General features: G+C 57.0%; 17 protein-coding genes. 11 read left to right on the top strand and 6 right to left on the bottom strand.

The window, feature by feature from the left end; genetic code table 11:
- Nucleotides 1-34 precede the first annotated feature (34 nt).
- From IFU29_RS00635 to IFU29_RS00645, 3 genes are all read left to right on the top strand, one after another.
- Nucleotides 35-949 (top strand): LysR substrate-binding domain-containing protein, encoded by a 915-nt coding sequence (locus IFU29_RS00635; protein ID WP_191932205.1) that lies wholly within the window; start codon nt 35-37, stop codon nt 947-949.
- A gap of 39 nt (nt 950-988) precedes the next feature.
- Nucleotides 989-1,231 carry a DUF1289 domain-containing protein gene (locus IFU29_RS00640; protein ID WP_191932206.1) on the top strand — a complete coding sequence of 81 codons (243 nt, stop codon included), beginning with the start codon at nt 989-991 and terminating at the stop codon, nt 1,229-1,231.
- A gap of 83 nt (nt 1,232-1,314) precedes the next feature.
- Nucleotides 1,315-2,211 carry an aldo/keto reductase gene (locus IFU29_RS00645; protein WP_191932207.1) on the top strand — a complete coding sequence of 299 codons (897 nt, stop codon included), beginning with the start codon at nt 1,315-1,317 and terminating at the stop codon, nt 2,209-2,211.
- A 67-nt stretch (nt 2,212-2,278) separates the two neighbouring features.
- On the opposite strand, the gene IFU29_RS00650 is transcribed toward IFU29_RS00645, so the two are convergent.
- Genes IFU29_RS00650 through IFU29_RS00660 form a run of 3 tightly spaced genes read right to left on the bottom strand, consistent with a single transcriptional unit; the run spans nt 2,279 to nt 5,382 of the window.
- Entirely contained in the window at nt 2,279-4,276 is a 1,998-nt protein-coding gene (locus IFU29_RS00650; protein ID WP_191932208.1) for an FUSC family protein, read from the bottom strand.
- 7 nt (nt 4,277-4,283) lie between these two features.
- Nucleotides 4,284-5,141 carry an efflux RND transporter periplasmic adaptor subunit gene (locus IFU29_RS00655; protein ID WP_191932209.1) on the bottom strand — a complete coding sequence of 286 codons (858 nt, stop codon included), beginning with the start codon at nt 5,139-5,141 and terminating at the stop codon, nt 4,284-4,286.
- Nucleotides 5,142-5,145: 4 nt separating this feature from the next.
- On the bottom strand, nt 5,146-5,382 hold the full coding sequence (locus IFU29_RS00660) for a DUF1656 domain-containing protein (RefSeq protein WP_191932210.1): 237 nt from the start codon (nt 5,380-5,382) through the stop codon (nt 5,146-5,148).
- A gap of 149 nt (nt 5,383-5,531) precedes the next feature.
- Here IFU29_RS00660 and slyA point away from each other — a divergent pair, with 149 nt between their 5' ends.
- Nucleotides 5,532-5,969 (top strand): transcriptional regulator SlyA, encoded by a 438-nt coding sequence (slyA, locus tag IFU29_RS00665; protein WP_062743453.1) that lies wholly within the window; start codon nt 5,532-5,534, stop codon nt 5,967-5,969.
- Nucleotides 5,970-6,016: 47 nt separating this feature from the next.
- Here the strand turns inward: slyA and slyB are convergent, their stop codons facing one another.
- Nucleotides 6,017-6,484, bottom strand: a complete 468-nt coding sequence (slyB, locus tag IFU29_RS00670; RefSeq protein ID WP_191933079.1) for an outer membrane lipoprotein SlyB — start codon at nt 6,482-6,484, stop codon at nt 6,017-6,019.
- A gap of 275 nt (nt 6,485-6,759) precedes the next feature.
- Between slyB and anmK the strand changes: the two genes are divergently transcribed.
- The 5 genes from anmK to pdxY all read left to right on the top strand — a co-directional run bounded on the left by anmK (nt 6,760) and on the right by pdxY (nt 11,334).
- On the top strand, nt 6,760-7,878 hold the full coding sequence (anmK, locus tag IFU29_RS00675; RefSeq protein ID WP_191932211.1) for an anhydro-N-acetylmuramic acid kinase: 1,119 nt from the start codon (nt 6,760-6,762) through the stop codon (nt 7,876-7,878).
- A gap of 63 nt (nt 7,879-7,941) precedes the next feature.
- Nucleotides 7,942-8,262, top strand: a complete 321-nt coding sequence (locus IFU29_RS00680; RefSeq protein ID WP_191932212.1) for an MliC family protein — start codon at nt 7,942-7,944, stop codon at nt 8,260-8,262.
- Nucleotides 8,263-8,326: 64 nt separating this feature from the next.
- Entirely contained in the window at nt 8,327-8,983 is a 657-nt protein-coding gene (gene pdxH / locus IFU29_RS00685; RefSeq protein ID WP_191932213.1) for a pyridoxamine 5'-phosphate oxidase, read from the top strand.
- 133 nt (nt 8,984-9,116) lie between these two features.
- On the top strand, nt 9,117-10,391 hold the full coding sequence (gene tyrS, locus IFU29_RS00690; RefSeq protein ID WP_191932214.1) for a tyrosine--tRNA ligase: 1,275 nt from the start codon (nt 9,117-9,119) through the stop codon (nt 10,389-10,391).
- 79 nt (nt 10,392-10,470) lie between these two features.
- Nucleotides 10,471-11,334: a pyridoxal kinase PdxY gene (pdxY, locus tag IFU29_RS00695; protein ID WP_191932215.1), complete on the top strand. Its 864-nt coding sequence runs from the start codon at nt 10,471-10,473 to the stop codon at nt 11,332-11,334.
- 41 nt (nt 11,335-11,375) lie between these two features.
- Here the strand turns inward: pdxY and gstA are convergent, their stop codons facing one another.
- Both gstA and IFU29_RS00705 read right to left on the bottom strand, forming a co-directional pair.
- Complete coding sequence (gene gstA, locus IFU29_RS00700) at nt 11,376-11,981, bottom strand: glutathione transferase GstA (RefSeq protein WP_191932216.1); 606 nt, start codon at nt 11,979-11,981, stop codon at nt 11,376-11,378.
- A 97-nt stretch (nt 11,982-12,078) separates the two neighbouring features.
- Nucleotides 12,079-12,996 carry a LysR family transcriptional regulator gene (locus tag IFU29_RS00705; RefSeq protein WP_191932217.1) on the bottom strand — a complete coding sequence of 306 codons (918 nt, stop codon included), beginning with the start codon at nt 12,994-12,996 and terminating at the stop codon, nt 12,079-12,081.
- A 93-nt stretch (nt 12,997-13,089) separates the two neighbouring features.
- On the opposite strand from IFU29_RS00705, the gene IFU29_RS00710 reads away from it, so the two are divergent.
- On the top strand, nt 13,090-13,707 hold the full coding sequence (locus IFU29_RS00710; protein ID WP_191932218.1) for a glutathione S-transferase: 618 nt from the start codon (nt 13,090-13,092) through the stop codon (nt 13,705-13,707).
- 1 nt (nt 13,708) lies between these two features.
- Nucleotides 13,709-14,596 carry a pyridoxamine 5'-phosphate oxidase family protein gene (locus IFU29_RS00715; protein ID WP_191932219.1) on the top strand — a complete coding sequence of 296 codons (888 nt, stop codon included), beginning with the start codon at nt 13,709-13,711 and terminating at the stop codon, nt 14,594-14,596.
- Nucleotides 14,597-14,599: the final 3 nt, after the last annotated feature.

Below are 14,599 nucleotides of genomic sequence, written 5' to 3' on the forward strand. Positions count from 1 at the left end.
TTTCGCTTTTATAATGAAGTAAGGCTTACGAATAATGGACAAACTCAATCGCATGGCCGTGTTCGCGACCGTGGTCAGTGAAGGCTCTATGGCCGCCGCAGCCCGACGACTGGGGATGTCGCCTTCGGCGGTTAGCCAGCATCTGCGGGCGCTTGAACAGGCGGTTGGCGTCCCGTTACTCCATCGTTCCACCCGTAAGCTGACGCTGTCCGAAGCCGGGGCGGCATTTTATCCAGGCTGTGAAGCGATGCTCAGCCACGCGCTGGAGGCGGAGCGGCGTCTGGCTGAAATGCGCGACACCCTCAGCGGGGAGCTGCGGATCAGTGCGACAGTCGGTATTGGTGGGCAACCGCTGTGCAGCGCATTATCCCCGCTGTTACAGCAGAACCCGGGGCTGAAGCTGCGGATTATCGCCACCGATAATGTCCTGAACATGATTGAACACCGGATTGATATTGCGCTGCGCTTCAGCCGTCAGTTAAGCGACACCGCCATGATTGCGCATCCACTGGCAGAGTGGCCGATGGTGATCTGTGCCGCACCTGCTTATCTGAGTCGCTACGGCGTGCCGGAAACGCCGCAGGCGCTCTCTGCCCACCGCTGGATACACGGGCACAGTACCCACCGGCATATTGATTTTCATCATCCGCGTGAAGGGGACCTGACCCTGCGTCTGGCAGAAGGACAAGTGGTCAGCGACAGCATGAACGTTATGCGTGCGTTTACCGTCGCCGGTATGGGGCTCTCCCTGCAGCCCTTACAGGAGATCGGTGAAGAGCTGCGCAGCGGGCAGCTGATGGTCTTATTGCCCGAGTGGCGCGCCAGTCCGCTTAAACTGACGGCACTTACTCTGGAACGCGTGCTGCCTGAGAAAAGCCAGCAGGCGCTGCGGGCTTTACGTGACTATTTTCGTCAAAATCACCAGGTCAGGCTTGCAGACATGGAGTGAGGGGTCTTCAATAAACACAGGGCGAATAAACCTGGAGTCGTGGTGGCTGAACAATTAGAGTTTTTCCCGGTACCCAGTCCCTGTCGGGGGATCTGTCAGGTTAACGAGCGCGGCTACTGCCGGGGCTGTTTGCGTAGCCGTGAGGAACGTTTCAACTGGATGAGCTATAGCGATGCACAGAAGCGTGAGGTGCTGCGTTTGTGTCGTCAGCGCATACAGCGCCAGCAGCGTGGGCAAAATGCTGATGCCTCTGACGATCCCTTGCAGCCGACACTGTTTTAAACCGCAGTGTCTCCCTGTCCTGTTATTGCCGGGGGCAGATAGCGTATTATGCCGTCAGCGATTTCGCCAACGGGAGTTATACGATGCTACAACGCGAACAGATTGCCCCTCAGGGACCTTTTTTCTCGCCGCTGGTTATGGGGTACTGGCGGCTGATGGAGTGGGGAATGACCCCGCAGCAGCTGGTTGAGTTTATTGAGCAGCACCTGGCGTGTGGCATCAGTACGGTGGATCATGCGGATATTTACGGTGGCTACCAGTGTGAAGAAGCGTTTGGTCACGCCCTGCGTCTGCAACCCTCTCTGCGCCAGCGCCTTGAGCTGGTGACAAAGTGCGGAATTGCTACCACCGCCGATCCCCGCCACGCGCTGGGCCATTACATCACCGAGGCCGCGCACATCATCAACAGTGCTGAAAATTCTCTGCGCCATTTCCACACCGACTATCTTGACCTGCTTCTGATCCACCGGCCCGATCCCTTAATGGATGCCGATGAAGTCGCCAGCGCTTTTCTGCAGCTTCATCAGAGCGGCAAAGTGAAACATTTTGGCGTGTCTAACTTTACGCCCGCCCAGTTTTCGCTACTGCAGTCGCGTCTTCCTTTTACGCTGGTCACTAATCAGGTGGAGATTTCCCCTGTACATCAGCCACTGTTACTGGACGGAACGTTGGATCAGTGTCAGCAGATGCGAGTAAGACCGATGGCGTGGTCATGTCTGGCGGGGGGCGTAATGATGACGGCCCCGGAATATCAGCCTTTGCGTGATGAACTGATGTTGATCCAGCAGGAGACCGGCGCTGAGAATATTGAACAGCTGATCTATGCCTGGATAATGCAACTGCCCTCTAAGCCGCTGCCTATTATTGGCAGTGGTAAAATCGAGCGGGTCAGGGCGGCAGCCAGGGCGGTGACTCTCTCGCTTACGCGTCAGCAGTGGTTCCGTATTCGCAAAGCCGCCCTCGGTTTTGATGTGCCATAGCAGGTCAATCCGCTGAAATGTCCTCGCCAGGCGGCCAGAAATGCCCGTGGCGAGGGTAATTGCGGCGTTAAGCCGAGGCGACTTTTAACTGCGACAGGGAACAGAACAGCCGCCAGATAATGCCGGCCAGTTCGGTTTCCTGTTCCTTTCCTCCCTCACTGAGTACGTCAATACGCTGTTGCAGGGTTTTCAGCGTATCGTTCAGGGAAACATGATGAATGCCGCGATCGCTAATGATGCTTTGCAGATCGCGCAATACCGCATCGCGCATGTCGGCAAGCGCTGGCGAGGCCGTTTTCCAGTTACGCAGTGTCCAGGCAATATGTGAACAGTTAAGCAACACCACACCCCAGCGCATCAACCACAGCTGGGCCTGTTCGTCACGGCTGTTTTTTAGCTGGTTAATACGATGATAAACCATCGATTCAAACGCATTCTGACTGTGGCGTGGGTGCCTGCCTAACTGATCGATAAACTCGCGACGCAGGGCAATAATGTGGCGTCGGCTGCGACGTTTATCCGAGCTGGGACGTAAAATAATAAAGGCCAGCCAAACAAACATTACCCCACAGACCTTGGCAAGATTATCATTGATAAAGCCCTGATAATCGTAGGTGGGTGGATTGGTGACGGACAAAAATGACCCCATAAAGACAATCAGCTGGCCCCACAGGGCGGCACGCTTCTTTTGCTGTAATTTAAAGAGCTGCAGGGTGATGATCAGGGGGAAGAGCACAATAAGAAATTGCCACAGCACTGTGACCTGGACCATAAAAGCAAACTTCATCACAAAGCTGAACAGGGACAGCAGCCCCAGCGTCTTGAGCAGCAGTGAGATACTGCTGACCGGTGAGGGGGAGGAGGAGTAGAGCACGCAGCTGATCGCCGCCAGCGTCAGTGCCGAGTCACCGGCGTCCCACTGGGTACTGACCCAGAAGGCTGAACCGACAAAGATCACGCTAAAGGTTCTCAGGGCGTTCCAGCCAGATTCAGCACCGTCTGACTGACGCGCCAGCGCCGGAACAGGGGGCGGCACCAGAAAGGTTTGATTATCTGCCCGTTCAAACTGCCGTATCCAGCGGGCAATATTCAGATAAAGCCAGCAAAAATAGCGCAGACGCTCCCAAAAGGCACGATGCCGGTAGTCGGCCCTGTCATCAGGTGCTGCCTGATAAAGGATGCGTGCCAGATAATACTTATCCGTCTCGCCGCGTTCGATGGCCGCAAGCAGCTCCTGCGTCATGCTGAACAGGCGGTCGGGCGGATTATCCCAGTTGAGTAACATACGGCGCAGGCTGGAGATCACGCTGGTCAGGCGCAGCTGCTGATGCAGAATATAGTTCAGCACGTTGTTCTGACGGCGAAAGCGATAGTGGCTCCAGAAGGCCTGAATACGCAGCAGGTTCATGGTGAGGATCTCACCAATGACATTTTCGTGCGCGTGTCGAATGGTCGCGGTATCCTCGCGGTTGACCAGCAACATGGCATGGTGCAGGAGTTTGGTGTGCATCTCTTTTAGTGAATGAATTAACGTATCGCCATCGGAAGTACTGGGCAGGATCATCATCATCAGGGCACCGCACAGGATACCGGATATCACCTCACAGACGCGCGCCTGCGCAATGGTCCAGATGCTGTCAATCTCCACCTGGTTGACGCTGGTGAAGGCAATAATCGCCGCGGTATAGCCAGCCAGCGAGAAGGCATACGCAACGTTATTCTGATAGTGGTTTGACACCCATGTACACATGGCCAGCCAGGCCGCGATTGACACGACAAACAACCAGGGTTCGTCCAGCGTATGACCGGCGATAATTAAGGCGGCGGTGGCCCCGAGCATACTGCCGACAATGCGTCCCAGACTTTTACTGATCACCCCCCCAACCGTGGGAAAACTGACTACAGCCGCAGAGGTCATCGCCCAGTAGGGTTCATCCAGCTGCAGGCCGTAGGCAATACTCAGCGCCAGGCACATGGCGATAGCATTCCGCAGGGCATAGCGCCACTGTGCGCCGGTGGCTTTCACCCACGGCAGGTTCTGCCATTCCAGCCAGCTCAGATTCATTGGATACTCACTGGCGGACAGAAATTGTGCAGGTTGTTCCGGCGACCAGGGTCATATTGGCCGGAATGGGATCCAGACGAATGCGCACCGGCACACGCTGTGCCAGTCGGACCCAAGGGACGTTGGGTTTGATATCCGGCACCAGACCGCTGTCGGATTCCACGCTTTGATCGTAAATGGCACGGCCAATGCTTTGCACTGTGCCAGTCAACTGTTCATCCGTACTGTAGAGTTTAATGTCTGCGCGGGCGCCTGCCTGGATGTGGCGCAGCTTTGTCTCTTCAAAGTAGCCCATGACGTAAAAGGAGTGGCTGTCCACCAGCGCAAAAAGGGGCGAGCCGGTGCTGGCGTAGTTGCCGACACGGGTTTCCAGATTGTTTATCCAGCCGTCGGTCGGGGCGTAGACATCGGTCTGCGAGAGATCCCAGCGTGCGCGATCCAGCGCGGCCTTCGCCGCTTTCTCCGTGGCTTCCATCGTCTTCACCGTCAGCAGGGCAACATCCAGATCCTCGGCTGAAATGACATTACGCGGCAGATTCTGGCGGCGTTGTGCTTCATGCTGCGCCTTGATCAGGTCTGAATGCGCCTTCGCCAGCTGAGCTTCTGCATTGAGGATAGCTATGCGGTACGGCTCACCGTCCAGGGTGAAGAGATGGGTGCCTTTGGTCACGAACTGGTTGTCTTCCACCAGCAACCGGGTGATACGGCCGGAGACCTGGGGCGTGATATTAACCAGCTCGGCGCGGACTTTACCGTCCCGCGTCCATGGGGACTGCATATAGAAATTCCACAGCCACCAGCCTGCGAGGAGAGCGGCAGTGAAAAAAATCAGCGTAGAAAAGTACTTTAATGAGCTCAGTTTCATGACGTTACCCGATGGTGAGCAGCCCCAGCGAGGCGGCGATACAAAGAATGAACACGGAGAGGTCTAATAGAGTGGGGTGCCAGATCTCACCTGAGTACATCCAGTCACGCAGCAGCGGGTGGATTAACAGCCAGAAAAAAAAACCAAGCAGAACGGATTTGAACAGCGGTGGAAAAAAAAGGGAATCCCCAAAAACCAGTTCGGTGATGGGGCTGGTAGCAGGCAATATCGACGTTATCACACACTCAATCCTTATGGTCAACGCCTGGCAGGCGAGGGCAAGCTGAATACGGCCATCACAGAGGATGGATTTGTATTTTGTCCTGTAAACTCGCAGAATAGTCTAAAATCATGCTTGATAGCTAGCAAGCTAATTATAAGGAGTGGAAATTGGATACGCCTTTGGGAACGGACCTGGCAAGGCTTGTGCGGATCTGGCGCGCATTAATTGATCAGAGATTAAAACCGCTGGAACTGACGCAGACCCACTGGGTGACGCTGCATAACATTCACCAGCTACCCCCGGAGCAGTCACAAATCCAGTTGGCCAAGGCGATTGGCATTGAACAACCTTCCCTGGTGCGTACGCTCGATCAGCTGGAAGAGAAGGGACTGATTACCCGCAGCACCTGTGCTAACGACCGCCGCGCGAAGCGCATTGGCCTTACCGCCCAGGCAGAGCCGATTATTAATCAGGTCGAGCATGTAATTGATGCGACGCGTGACGATATCCTCGCTGGCATTTCGCAGCCTGAGATCGACAAGATGGTGACCCTTATCGCCCGCTTGGAAAAAAATATTCTGGAGCTGCAAGGCAGAGATGAATAAAAAAAACCGGCAACAGAGGCCGGTTTTTTTACAGGAGGTTTGACGTCTTAACGCGGGGAAACGGTGATCTGGCTGCCGTTTGATGCCATGGCAACGCGCTGGCCAACAGCGTAACGGCTGGAAGCCTGTTTCTGTACCACCATGATGGTATTACCATCGTCCTTACGAATTTCCAGCTCCACGCCCTGGCTCTTATTCAGAGAGCCCTGAACACCCTGACCGGCTACGCCACCAGCAACGGCACCCGCTGCCGTGGCCAGACTGCGTCCGGCGCCGCCGCCGACGGTGTTACCCAGGAAGCCCCCCAGCACCGCACCGCCAATCGCCCCGATGACGTTGCTGTCATCGCCGCCCTGAATCTGCACAGGACGAACAGACACCAGCGTACCGTAGGTCACAGTCTGGATCTGCTTGGCTTCGGACGCGCTGTAAACATCACCGGACAGCGTATTGTCATTCACACAACCAGCCAGCGTTATCCCGGCAAGTGCCACGACTAATAAACGCTTAATCATCATTAAAACTCCTATGTGTAGCAGGTGCTGCTGCTCATTGGGCAGCGGTCGATAACGCTATTATAAGGCACAAGCCCTGCGTTACTCACTATTAGTTTGAAAAAGCACCGCAGAAAGATAGCGCATGCCACTTAAACGTCGATTCAATCACAAACAAAAAGTGCCGGTTCGTTTAACGGGTGAATAAAAGATTACTAAATCATAGAATTGCCTGAGTAATTTTGCCAGGCTGGCGCAATGACATTGATACCCCTCCGCGGGGATAAGGCACAGGCATGAAATCAGGGCGATTTATTGGCGTAATGTCCGGCACCAGTCTCGACGGCATTGATGTGGTGCTGGCCGTGATCGATCAGCAGATGGTGGCGCAGCAGGCCAGCTACAGTCACCCCATTCCTCAGGCGCTTCGCCAGCAGATTCTGGCGATCTGCCAGGGGCAGTCACTGACGCTGTCAGCGCTGGGGCAGCTCGACACGCGACTCGGGCGGCTGTTTGCTGACGCGGTGCAGGCGCTGCTGAAACAGCAGGGCCTGACAGGGGAAGATATCATCGCAATTGGCTGCCACGGTCAGACCGTCTGGCATGAACCGCAGGGGGATGCGCCGAATACGCTGCAAATCGGGGATAATAATCAGATTGCGGCGGCCACAGGTATCACCGTGGTGGGCGATTTTCGTCGGCGTGATATGGCGCTGGGGGGCCAGGGCGCACCGCTGGTGCCTGCTTTCCATCACGCGGTCCTGATGCATCCGACAGAACGCCGCATGGTCCTCAATATTGGCGGAATTGCTAACCTGTCGCTGCTGTTACCCGGACAGACCTTGCGGGGTTTTGACACCGGGCCAGGCAATATGTTGCTGGATGCCTGGGTCTGGCGTCAGCAGGGCAAACCCTATGATAAGGACGGCGCATGGGGTGCGGGGGGGAGTGTGATCATGCCACTGCTTCAGCAGATGCTGAGCGATCCCTACTTTGCACTGAGTGCGCCCAAAAGCACCGGACGTGAATATTTCAATCTCAGCTGGCTGGAACAACAGCTGTCCGCCTGGCCTGGCCTGCCGGCGCAGGATGTTCAGGCCACGCTGGTAGAGTTGACGGCCACCACCATTGCGCAACAGGTACACCTCAGCGGCGGCTGCGATCGCCTCATGGTGTGCGGCGGAGGTGCGCATAATCCTCAACTGATGGCTCGTCTGGCCGCACTGCTGGCCGGAACAGAAGTGATGAGCACCGACAAGGCCGGTATCAGCGGAGACGATATGGAAGCGCTGGCGTTTGCCTGGCTCGCCTGGTGCACGTTGAGTGGTTTACCGGGCAATCTCCCCTCGGTGACGGGTGCGCGTGAGGCCAGCGTGATCGGGGCAATATTCCCGGCAAATCGTCCGGTGCGCTGATTGCATCCCCTGAAATGACGTTTTACCCTTGTCAGACTTCAGGTAACTCACAAGGAATGAACAATGAAAAAGTGGTATATCGCAGGAATGATGGTGGCATTGACAGGATGCAGCCATTTTCAGACGGCACCCGAAGAGCAGGTCAGTACACTGCACTACACCTGTGGCACGCTGCCATTAACGGTTAAGTTGGATAACAGTAAAAGTGAAGTGAACCTGATCCTCGACGGGCAGCCGCTGGTGCTGAAGCAGCTTCCAGCGGCGTCCGGCGCGCGTTATGGGGATGGCCATTATGTATTCTGGTCGAAAGGTGACAGCGCCTTTATTGAACGCAATGACAAGGTCATCATCAACGACTGTCAGCTCCGGCAGCCAGCGAGTTAACCCATTGAACAATTGTGGGGTACGGCGCACAATGCCTTATCCCCACCCATCAGAAGCCAGAGCGATGACAGACAGCGACCACCTGCAACAAATTGCCCACCTGCGGCGTGAATATACCCGGGGCGGCCTGCGCCGTAAGGATCTTCCCGCTGACCCCCTGACATTATTTGAACACTGGCTCAACCAGGCGGTTGAGGCACAGTTACCTGACCCGACCGCTATGAGCGTGGCAACGGTGGATGAACAGGGGCAGCCCTATCAACGTATTGTGCTGTTGAAGCATTTCGACTCGCAGGGCCTGGTGTTTTACACCAATCTTGGCAGCCGTAAAGCCCGGCAGCTGGAGGCCAATCCCCGTATCAGCCTGTTGTTCCCGTGGCATATGCTGGAGCGCCAGGTCATGGTGCTGGGCAGCGTTGAGCGCCTCTCTACGCTGGAGGTACTGAAATACTTCCACAGCCGTCCGCGTGACAGTCAGCTGGGGGCCTGGGTATCGAAACAGTCCAGCCGCATCTCGGCACGCGGCATTCTTGAAGGCAAATTCCTTGAGCTTAAGCAGAAGTTCCAGCAGGGTGAAATTCCGCTGCCGAGTTTCTGGGGGGGATTCCGGGTGAAAGTGGACGCCATGGAGTTCTGGCAGGGTGGCGCGCACCGCCTGCACGATCGTTTTTTCTACCAGCGTGAAGGTGACGCATGGGAAATTGATCGTCTGGCACCCTGATTCAGGAAATAATGCCGTGAATGGCTGGATCGGAGCGGTCCGGCCCTTTATTCTATACCCCTTATTTTTTCTCCGCGTTTCAGCGGAAAGCTGTGTACCAGCATAGGTGCAGACTTTTCACATGGAGTCTTAGATGGCCAGCAGTAACCTGATCAAACAATTGCAAGAGCGGGGCCTTGTCGCCCAGGTAACGGATGAAGAGGCGTTAGCAGAACGGCTGGCGCAGGGCCCAATCGCTCTCTATTGTGGCTTCGATCCGACTGCCGACAGCTTGCACTTGGGGCATCTGGTGCCGTTACTCTGCCTGAAACGTTTTCAGGATGCCGGACACAAGCCAGTGGCTTTAGTCGGTGGCGCGACGGGACTCATCGGTGACCCGAGCTTTAAAGCGGCCGAACGCAAGCTGAACACCAGCGATACCGTGAATGAATGGGTTGAAAAAATTCGTCACCAGGTGGCCCCATTCCTCGATTTCGACTGTGGCAGCAACAGTGCCATAGCGGCCAATAACTACGACTGGTTTGGCAGCATGAACGTCCTGACCTTCCTGCGTGATATTGGCAAGCACTTCTCGGTCAACCAGATGATTAATAAGGAAGCGGTCAAGCAGCGCCTGAATCGTGACGATCAGGGGATCTCCTTTACTGAGTTTTCTTACAATCTGCTGCAGGGGTATGACTTCGCCTGCCTGAATGAGCGTCACGACGTCGTTCTGCAGATTGGCGGTTCCGACCAGTGGGGTAACATTACCTCCGGTATTGACCTGACGCGCCGTATGCATCAGAACCAGGTATTTGGCCTGACCGTTCCGCTGATCACCAAATCTGACGGCACTAAGTTTGGTAAAACCGAAGGCGGCGCAGTCTGGCTGGACGCGAAAAAAACCAGCCCTTACAAGTTCTATCAGTTCTGGATCAATACCGCTGATGCGGATGTTTACCGCTTCCTCAAGTTTTTCACCTTCCTGAGCCTGGACGAGATCAATGCGCTGGAAGAGGAAGACAAAAACAGTGGAAAAGCGCCGCGCGCGCAGTATGTCCTGGCCGAAATGGTCACTCGACTGGTTCACGGCGACGGCGGTCTGGTGGCGGCACAGCGCATCACTCAGAGCCTGTTCTCGGGGGCGCTGAGCGAACTGACCGAACAGGATCTGGCCCAGCTGGCGCAGGACGGGATGCCGGGCGTTGAGCTGGAAAGCGGTCAGGATCTGCAGCAGGCGCTGGTCGACTCTGAGCTGGCACCTTCCCGCGGCCAGGCACGTAAGCTGATCGACGCCAAATCGGTCAGCATTAACGGTAGCCTGCAAACTGATGCAGAATATGCGTTCAGCGACGGCGATCGCCTGTATGGCAAATATACGCTGCTGCGCCGTGGTAAAAAGAACTACAGCTTAATCAGCTGGAAATAAAAAAATCGGGCGAGGTAAGCCCCGTCACGGAGCCGGTTAACGCCGGCTTTTTTCATGGCAAGGAAGGTCGCTCAGCACGATGAAAAACATTCTCTCCATCCAGTCCCATACGGTGTTTGGCCATGCCGGAAACAGTGCGGCAGAGTTCCCAATGCGCCGTCTGGGCGCAAACGTCTGGCCGCTGAATACCGTTCAGTTTTCTAACCATACGCAGTACGGTCAGTGGGCCGGTGCGGTGATGCCGGCCAGCCACCTGACAGAGATCGCCCGGGGCATTGGTGATATTGACCGCCTGAAAACCTGTGATGCGGTTTTAAGCGGATATCTGGGGTCGGCCGAGCAGGGGGAGGCGATCCTTGAGATCGTGCGGATGGTTAAAGCCGCTAACCCGGATGCCTGGTATTTCTGCGACCCGGTAATGGGTCACCCTGAAAAGGGCTGTATCGTGGCGCCCGGCGTGGCAGAGTTTCATACCCACGCATCCTTACCGGCCAGTGACATCATTGCGCCAAACCTGCTGGAGCTGGAAATGCTTAGCGGTCGGCAGGTGGGCGACGTGGCGCAGGCGGTGGCCGCCGCGCGCGAACTGATTGCCAAAGGGCCGAAAGTGGTGCTGATCAAACACCTTGCCCGTGCGGGCTATCGCAGCGATCGCTTTGAGATGCTGTTGGTGACGGCGGACGAGGCCTGGCATATTGCGCGCCCGCTGATCGACTTTGGCGTGCGCCAGCCGGTGGGCGTGGGCGACCTGACCAGCGGTCTGCTGCTGGTCGATCTGTTGCACGGGCTGTCGCTGCAGCAGGCGCTGGAACACGTCACTGCCGCTGTGTATGAAGTGATGCTGAAAACCCATCAGATGGGTGAATATGAATTGCAGCTGGTGGCGGCACAGCAGGCCATTGCTGAACCGCAACAGCATTTCACCGCAGAAGTGGTCAGTTAACATCATCACGGGCAGGTGTGCTTCAGGCCTGCCCGTGCCCCTCAGTTGAGTCCTTCCGCACTCAGCGCTGCCGTCACCGCCGGACGCGCAGCGACCCGTTCAAACCAGGCATGTAACGCTTCGAATTCACTCAGGTTCAGCTTCAGGCTGTGTGCCCAGCGCGTCACCGTAAAGAGATAGGCATCCGCGACGGTAAAGCGCAGCCCCATCAGCCACTGCTTCTCTTTTAATTCGGTATTCACGTAGTGGAACTTCTGCTCAAGCTGTGCCCTGGCCAGCGTCTTGTATTCCTCCGGGGTCGTGGGACGAAACAGCGGGCTGAACCCTTTGTGCAACTCCGTCGCGATAAAGTTGAGCCACTCCAGGGTATGGTAACGGGTCAGGCTACCGGAAGGGGCCAGAAGCTGGCGGTCTGGCTTCAGATCGGCGAGGTACTGCACAATCGCCACCCCTTCGGTCAGCACCGAGCCATCATCCAGCAGCAGTGCAGGCACCTGTCCCTTAGGGTTAATCAGCAGGTAGTCTTCACCCTGTTCTGTCTTCTTCGATTGGGTATCAACGGTCACCAGGGTGAAATCAAAACCGCATTCGCGCAGGACAATATGGGGTGACAGTGAACAGGCACCCGGTTTACAGAACAGCTTCATTGCTCGCTCCTTACATGGACTGACAGTGTCTTTAGCTTACTGCCCCGGGCTGGAAAAGTCAGCGCGACTGCGCCAGTCGGAACAGGTTTTTTGCCGGTTATTTAACCGGGCGCAAACTCTGCCCCCGCAGGCTGTCCAGCTGAGGCAGGGTGGCGCGGGCGAGATCCCAGAATGCCCGTACTTTTGCCGGCATATATTTCACGTTCTGCGCGACCAGCTGGATCGGGACCGGAGGTGGGCGATAATCTGTCAGCACTTCGCACAGTGTTCCCCGCTGCAGGTCATCACAGACCTGATAGGAGAGCAGTCGCGTGATGCCCTGACCGGCGCGGGCGGCAATCAGCTGTGTTTCCACTTCGTTCACGCTCAGTCTTGGCGTAAAGCGCACCCTTTCCTGCTGCACATCTGAACCAAAGCGCCACTCTCTCTGTACGCTGGGGGTACTGCCGGCAATAAGATGATGCTGTGTGAGCATGGCGGGGCTCTGCGGGTAACCGTGCCGCTTGAGGTAGGCCGGGCTGGCGACCAGCGTACGGTAAACCTGGCCGACCTCAGAGGCCACCAGCGATGAATCACGCAGCTGGCCGATGCGCACCGCCATATCCAGCCCCTGCTCAATCAGATCCTGATAGCTATCGCTGAGGAGCAGCTCAATCTCAATATCCGGGAACCGCTCGAGAAACGTCAACACCAGCGGGGCGATATGCAAGCGGCCAAACTGCACCGGCGCGGTCAGGCGCACTTTACCGCTGAGCGTATTGCGCGTGGTCGTCAGCATGGCCTGCTGGTAATCCTCCAGCAGGCTCTTTGCACGCTCAAACAGTGCCAGTCCGGCGGGAGTAGGCGAAAGCCGACGGGTAGTGCGTTCGACCAGCACCACTCCGAGGCGACTTTCCAGCGCCGTCAGCGCGCGGGTAATGGCGGGGGGAGAACGCCGCAGCGCTCGTGCGGCGGCGGCGAGGCTCCCCTGTTGCACAATCGCCACAAAAACCGCCATCTCATCCAGCCTGTCCATGATTATTCCAGTAATTGAAATTATGAATTGCTATTTTTGCCAGTTTACCTCGTTTTCAGCAAGAGTAAGCTGGCTAAAAAACAGGAGGTAAAAATGTCTTCATTAACGTTGTATGGTACCGGGCTGTCCGGGCACGTCCACCGGGTGCGGCTGTTACTCAGCCTGCTGGGGCTGGATGCCGACTGGGTCGAGGCCGATGCCACCCTGAGAAAAAGTCCTGATTTTCTGGCGCTGAATCCGCTCGGTCAGGTGCCGGTACTGGTGGATAACGGCACGGTGATTGGCGACAGCAATGCCATTCTGATCTGGCTGGTGAAGCGCTATGCGCCGGACAGCGGCTGGCTGCCGCAGGATCTGACGGAAGAGGTTCAGGTTCATCAGTGGCTGGCTAAAGCGGCAGGGGAAATCCGCTATGGCGTGGCGTCTGCGCGCCTGATCAGGCAGTTCAACGCGGCAGAAAACTATGCCAGCGCTCACGATGTGGCGATGAAATTTTTACCCCAGCTGGCATCACACCTCAGCGATCGTCAGTGGCTGGTGGGGCAGCGGGCAACGCTTGCCGACGTGGCCTGCTACGCTTACGTTGCCTGTGCGCCGGAGGGAGGCATAAGCCTGCAGGCCTGGCCGGCAGTCCGTGCCTGGCTGCGGCAGGTTGAAGCCCTGCCGGGGTTTGTCGCGCTGCCGCCGCTGCCGCTGCCTGCGGAGGGATAACATGTTTCATCCGGGGGAAAGGCTGGCGCAGCAGCAGGCGGGCTATACGGGGGTAAACGCCGCGGTTTATCCACAGATGCCGGTGCAGCACCGCCTGTTTTTCCAGGGGCTGGAGACGTTTTATCTTGGCGTGCTGGATGACAGTGGCTATCCGGTAGCCGGCCTGATCCACGGCGGGCCAGGGCTGTTAGTCACCCCGAATGCACATGACCTCTGCCTGCGGCGTGAGGCTACAGATGCGCTACCCTGGCTGCCAGCACTCCGGCCGGGCATGGCGGTAGGCGGGTTGGGCATCGACCTGGCCAGCCGCCGCCGTAACCGGATCAACGGAGTGGTGGATGCCATCACTGACGATCGGGTGGTGCTGCGTGTGCAGGAGAGCTTTGGCAACTGCCCGCAGTATATTCAGCGGCGTTTACTGCCGTCAGAGGCGCGCCGCCGTGAGGTGCAGGTGGAGCCGCTCACGGTTCTGGATGCGGATGCCCGCTACCTGATCGCTGCTGCCGACACCTTCTTTGTGGCCAGCTATGCGCCCCGCCAGCAGGAGGCGGGTGGGGCAGATCTCTCCCACCGGGGAGGAATGCCGGGCTTTATTGCACTCAGGGACGGAAAGCTGCATATCCCGGATTATGCGGGAAATCGCTACATGAATACCCTGGGAAATCTGCTGCTTGAGCCTCGCTGTGCGCTGCTGATTATGGACTTTCATCAGGGTGCAGCACTGCATATCCAGGGGCAGGCTGAAATCGTCTGGCAGCCCGCCGGAAAAGGGCGGGCCGAGCGTTACTGGACCGTGGAACCACAGCGTATCCTGCGGCTGCGGCAGCTGCTTCCCGCCGCCGGGAGCGCCGTAGAATATGCCGACAGCGCGCGTTCTGTCTCCGCATAATAA

Source organism: Erwinia persicina (assembly GCF_014838825.1).
GTDB classification, from domain to species: domain Bacteria; phylum Pseudomonadota; class Gammaproteobacteria; order Enterobacterales; family Enterobacteriaceae; genus Erwinia; species Erwinia persicina_A.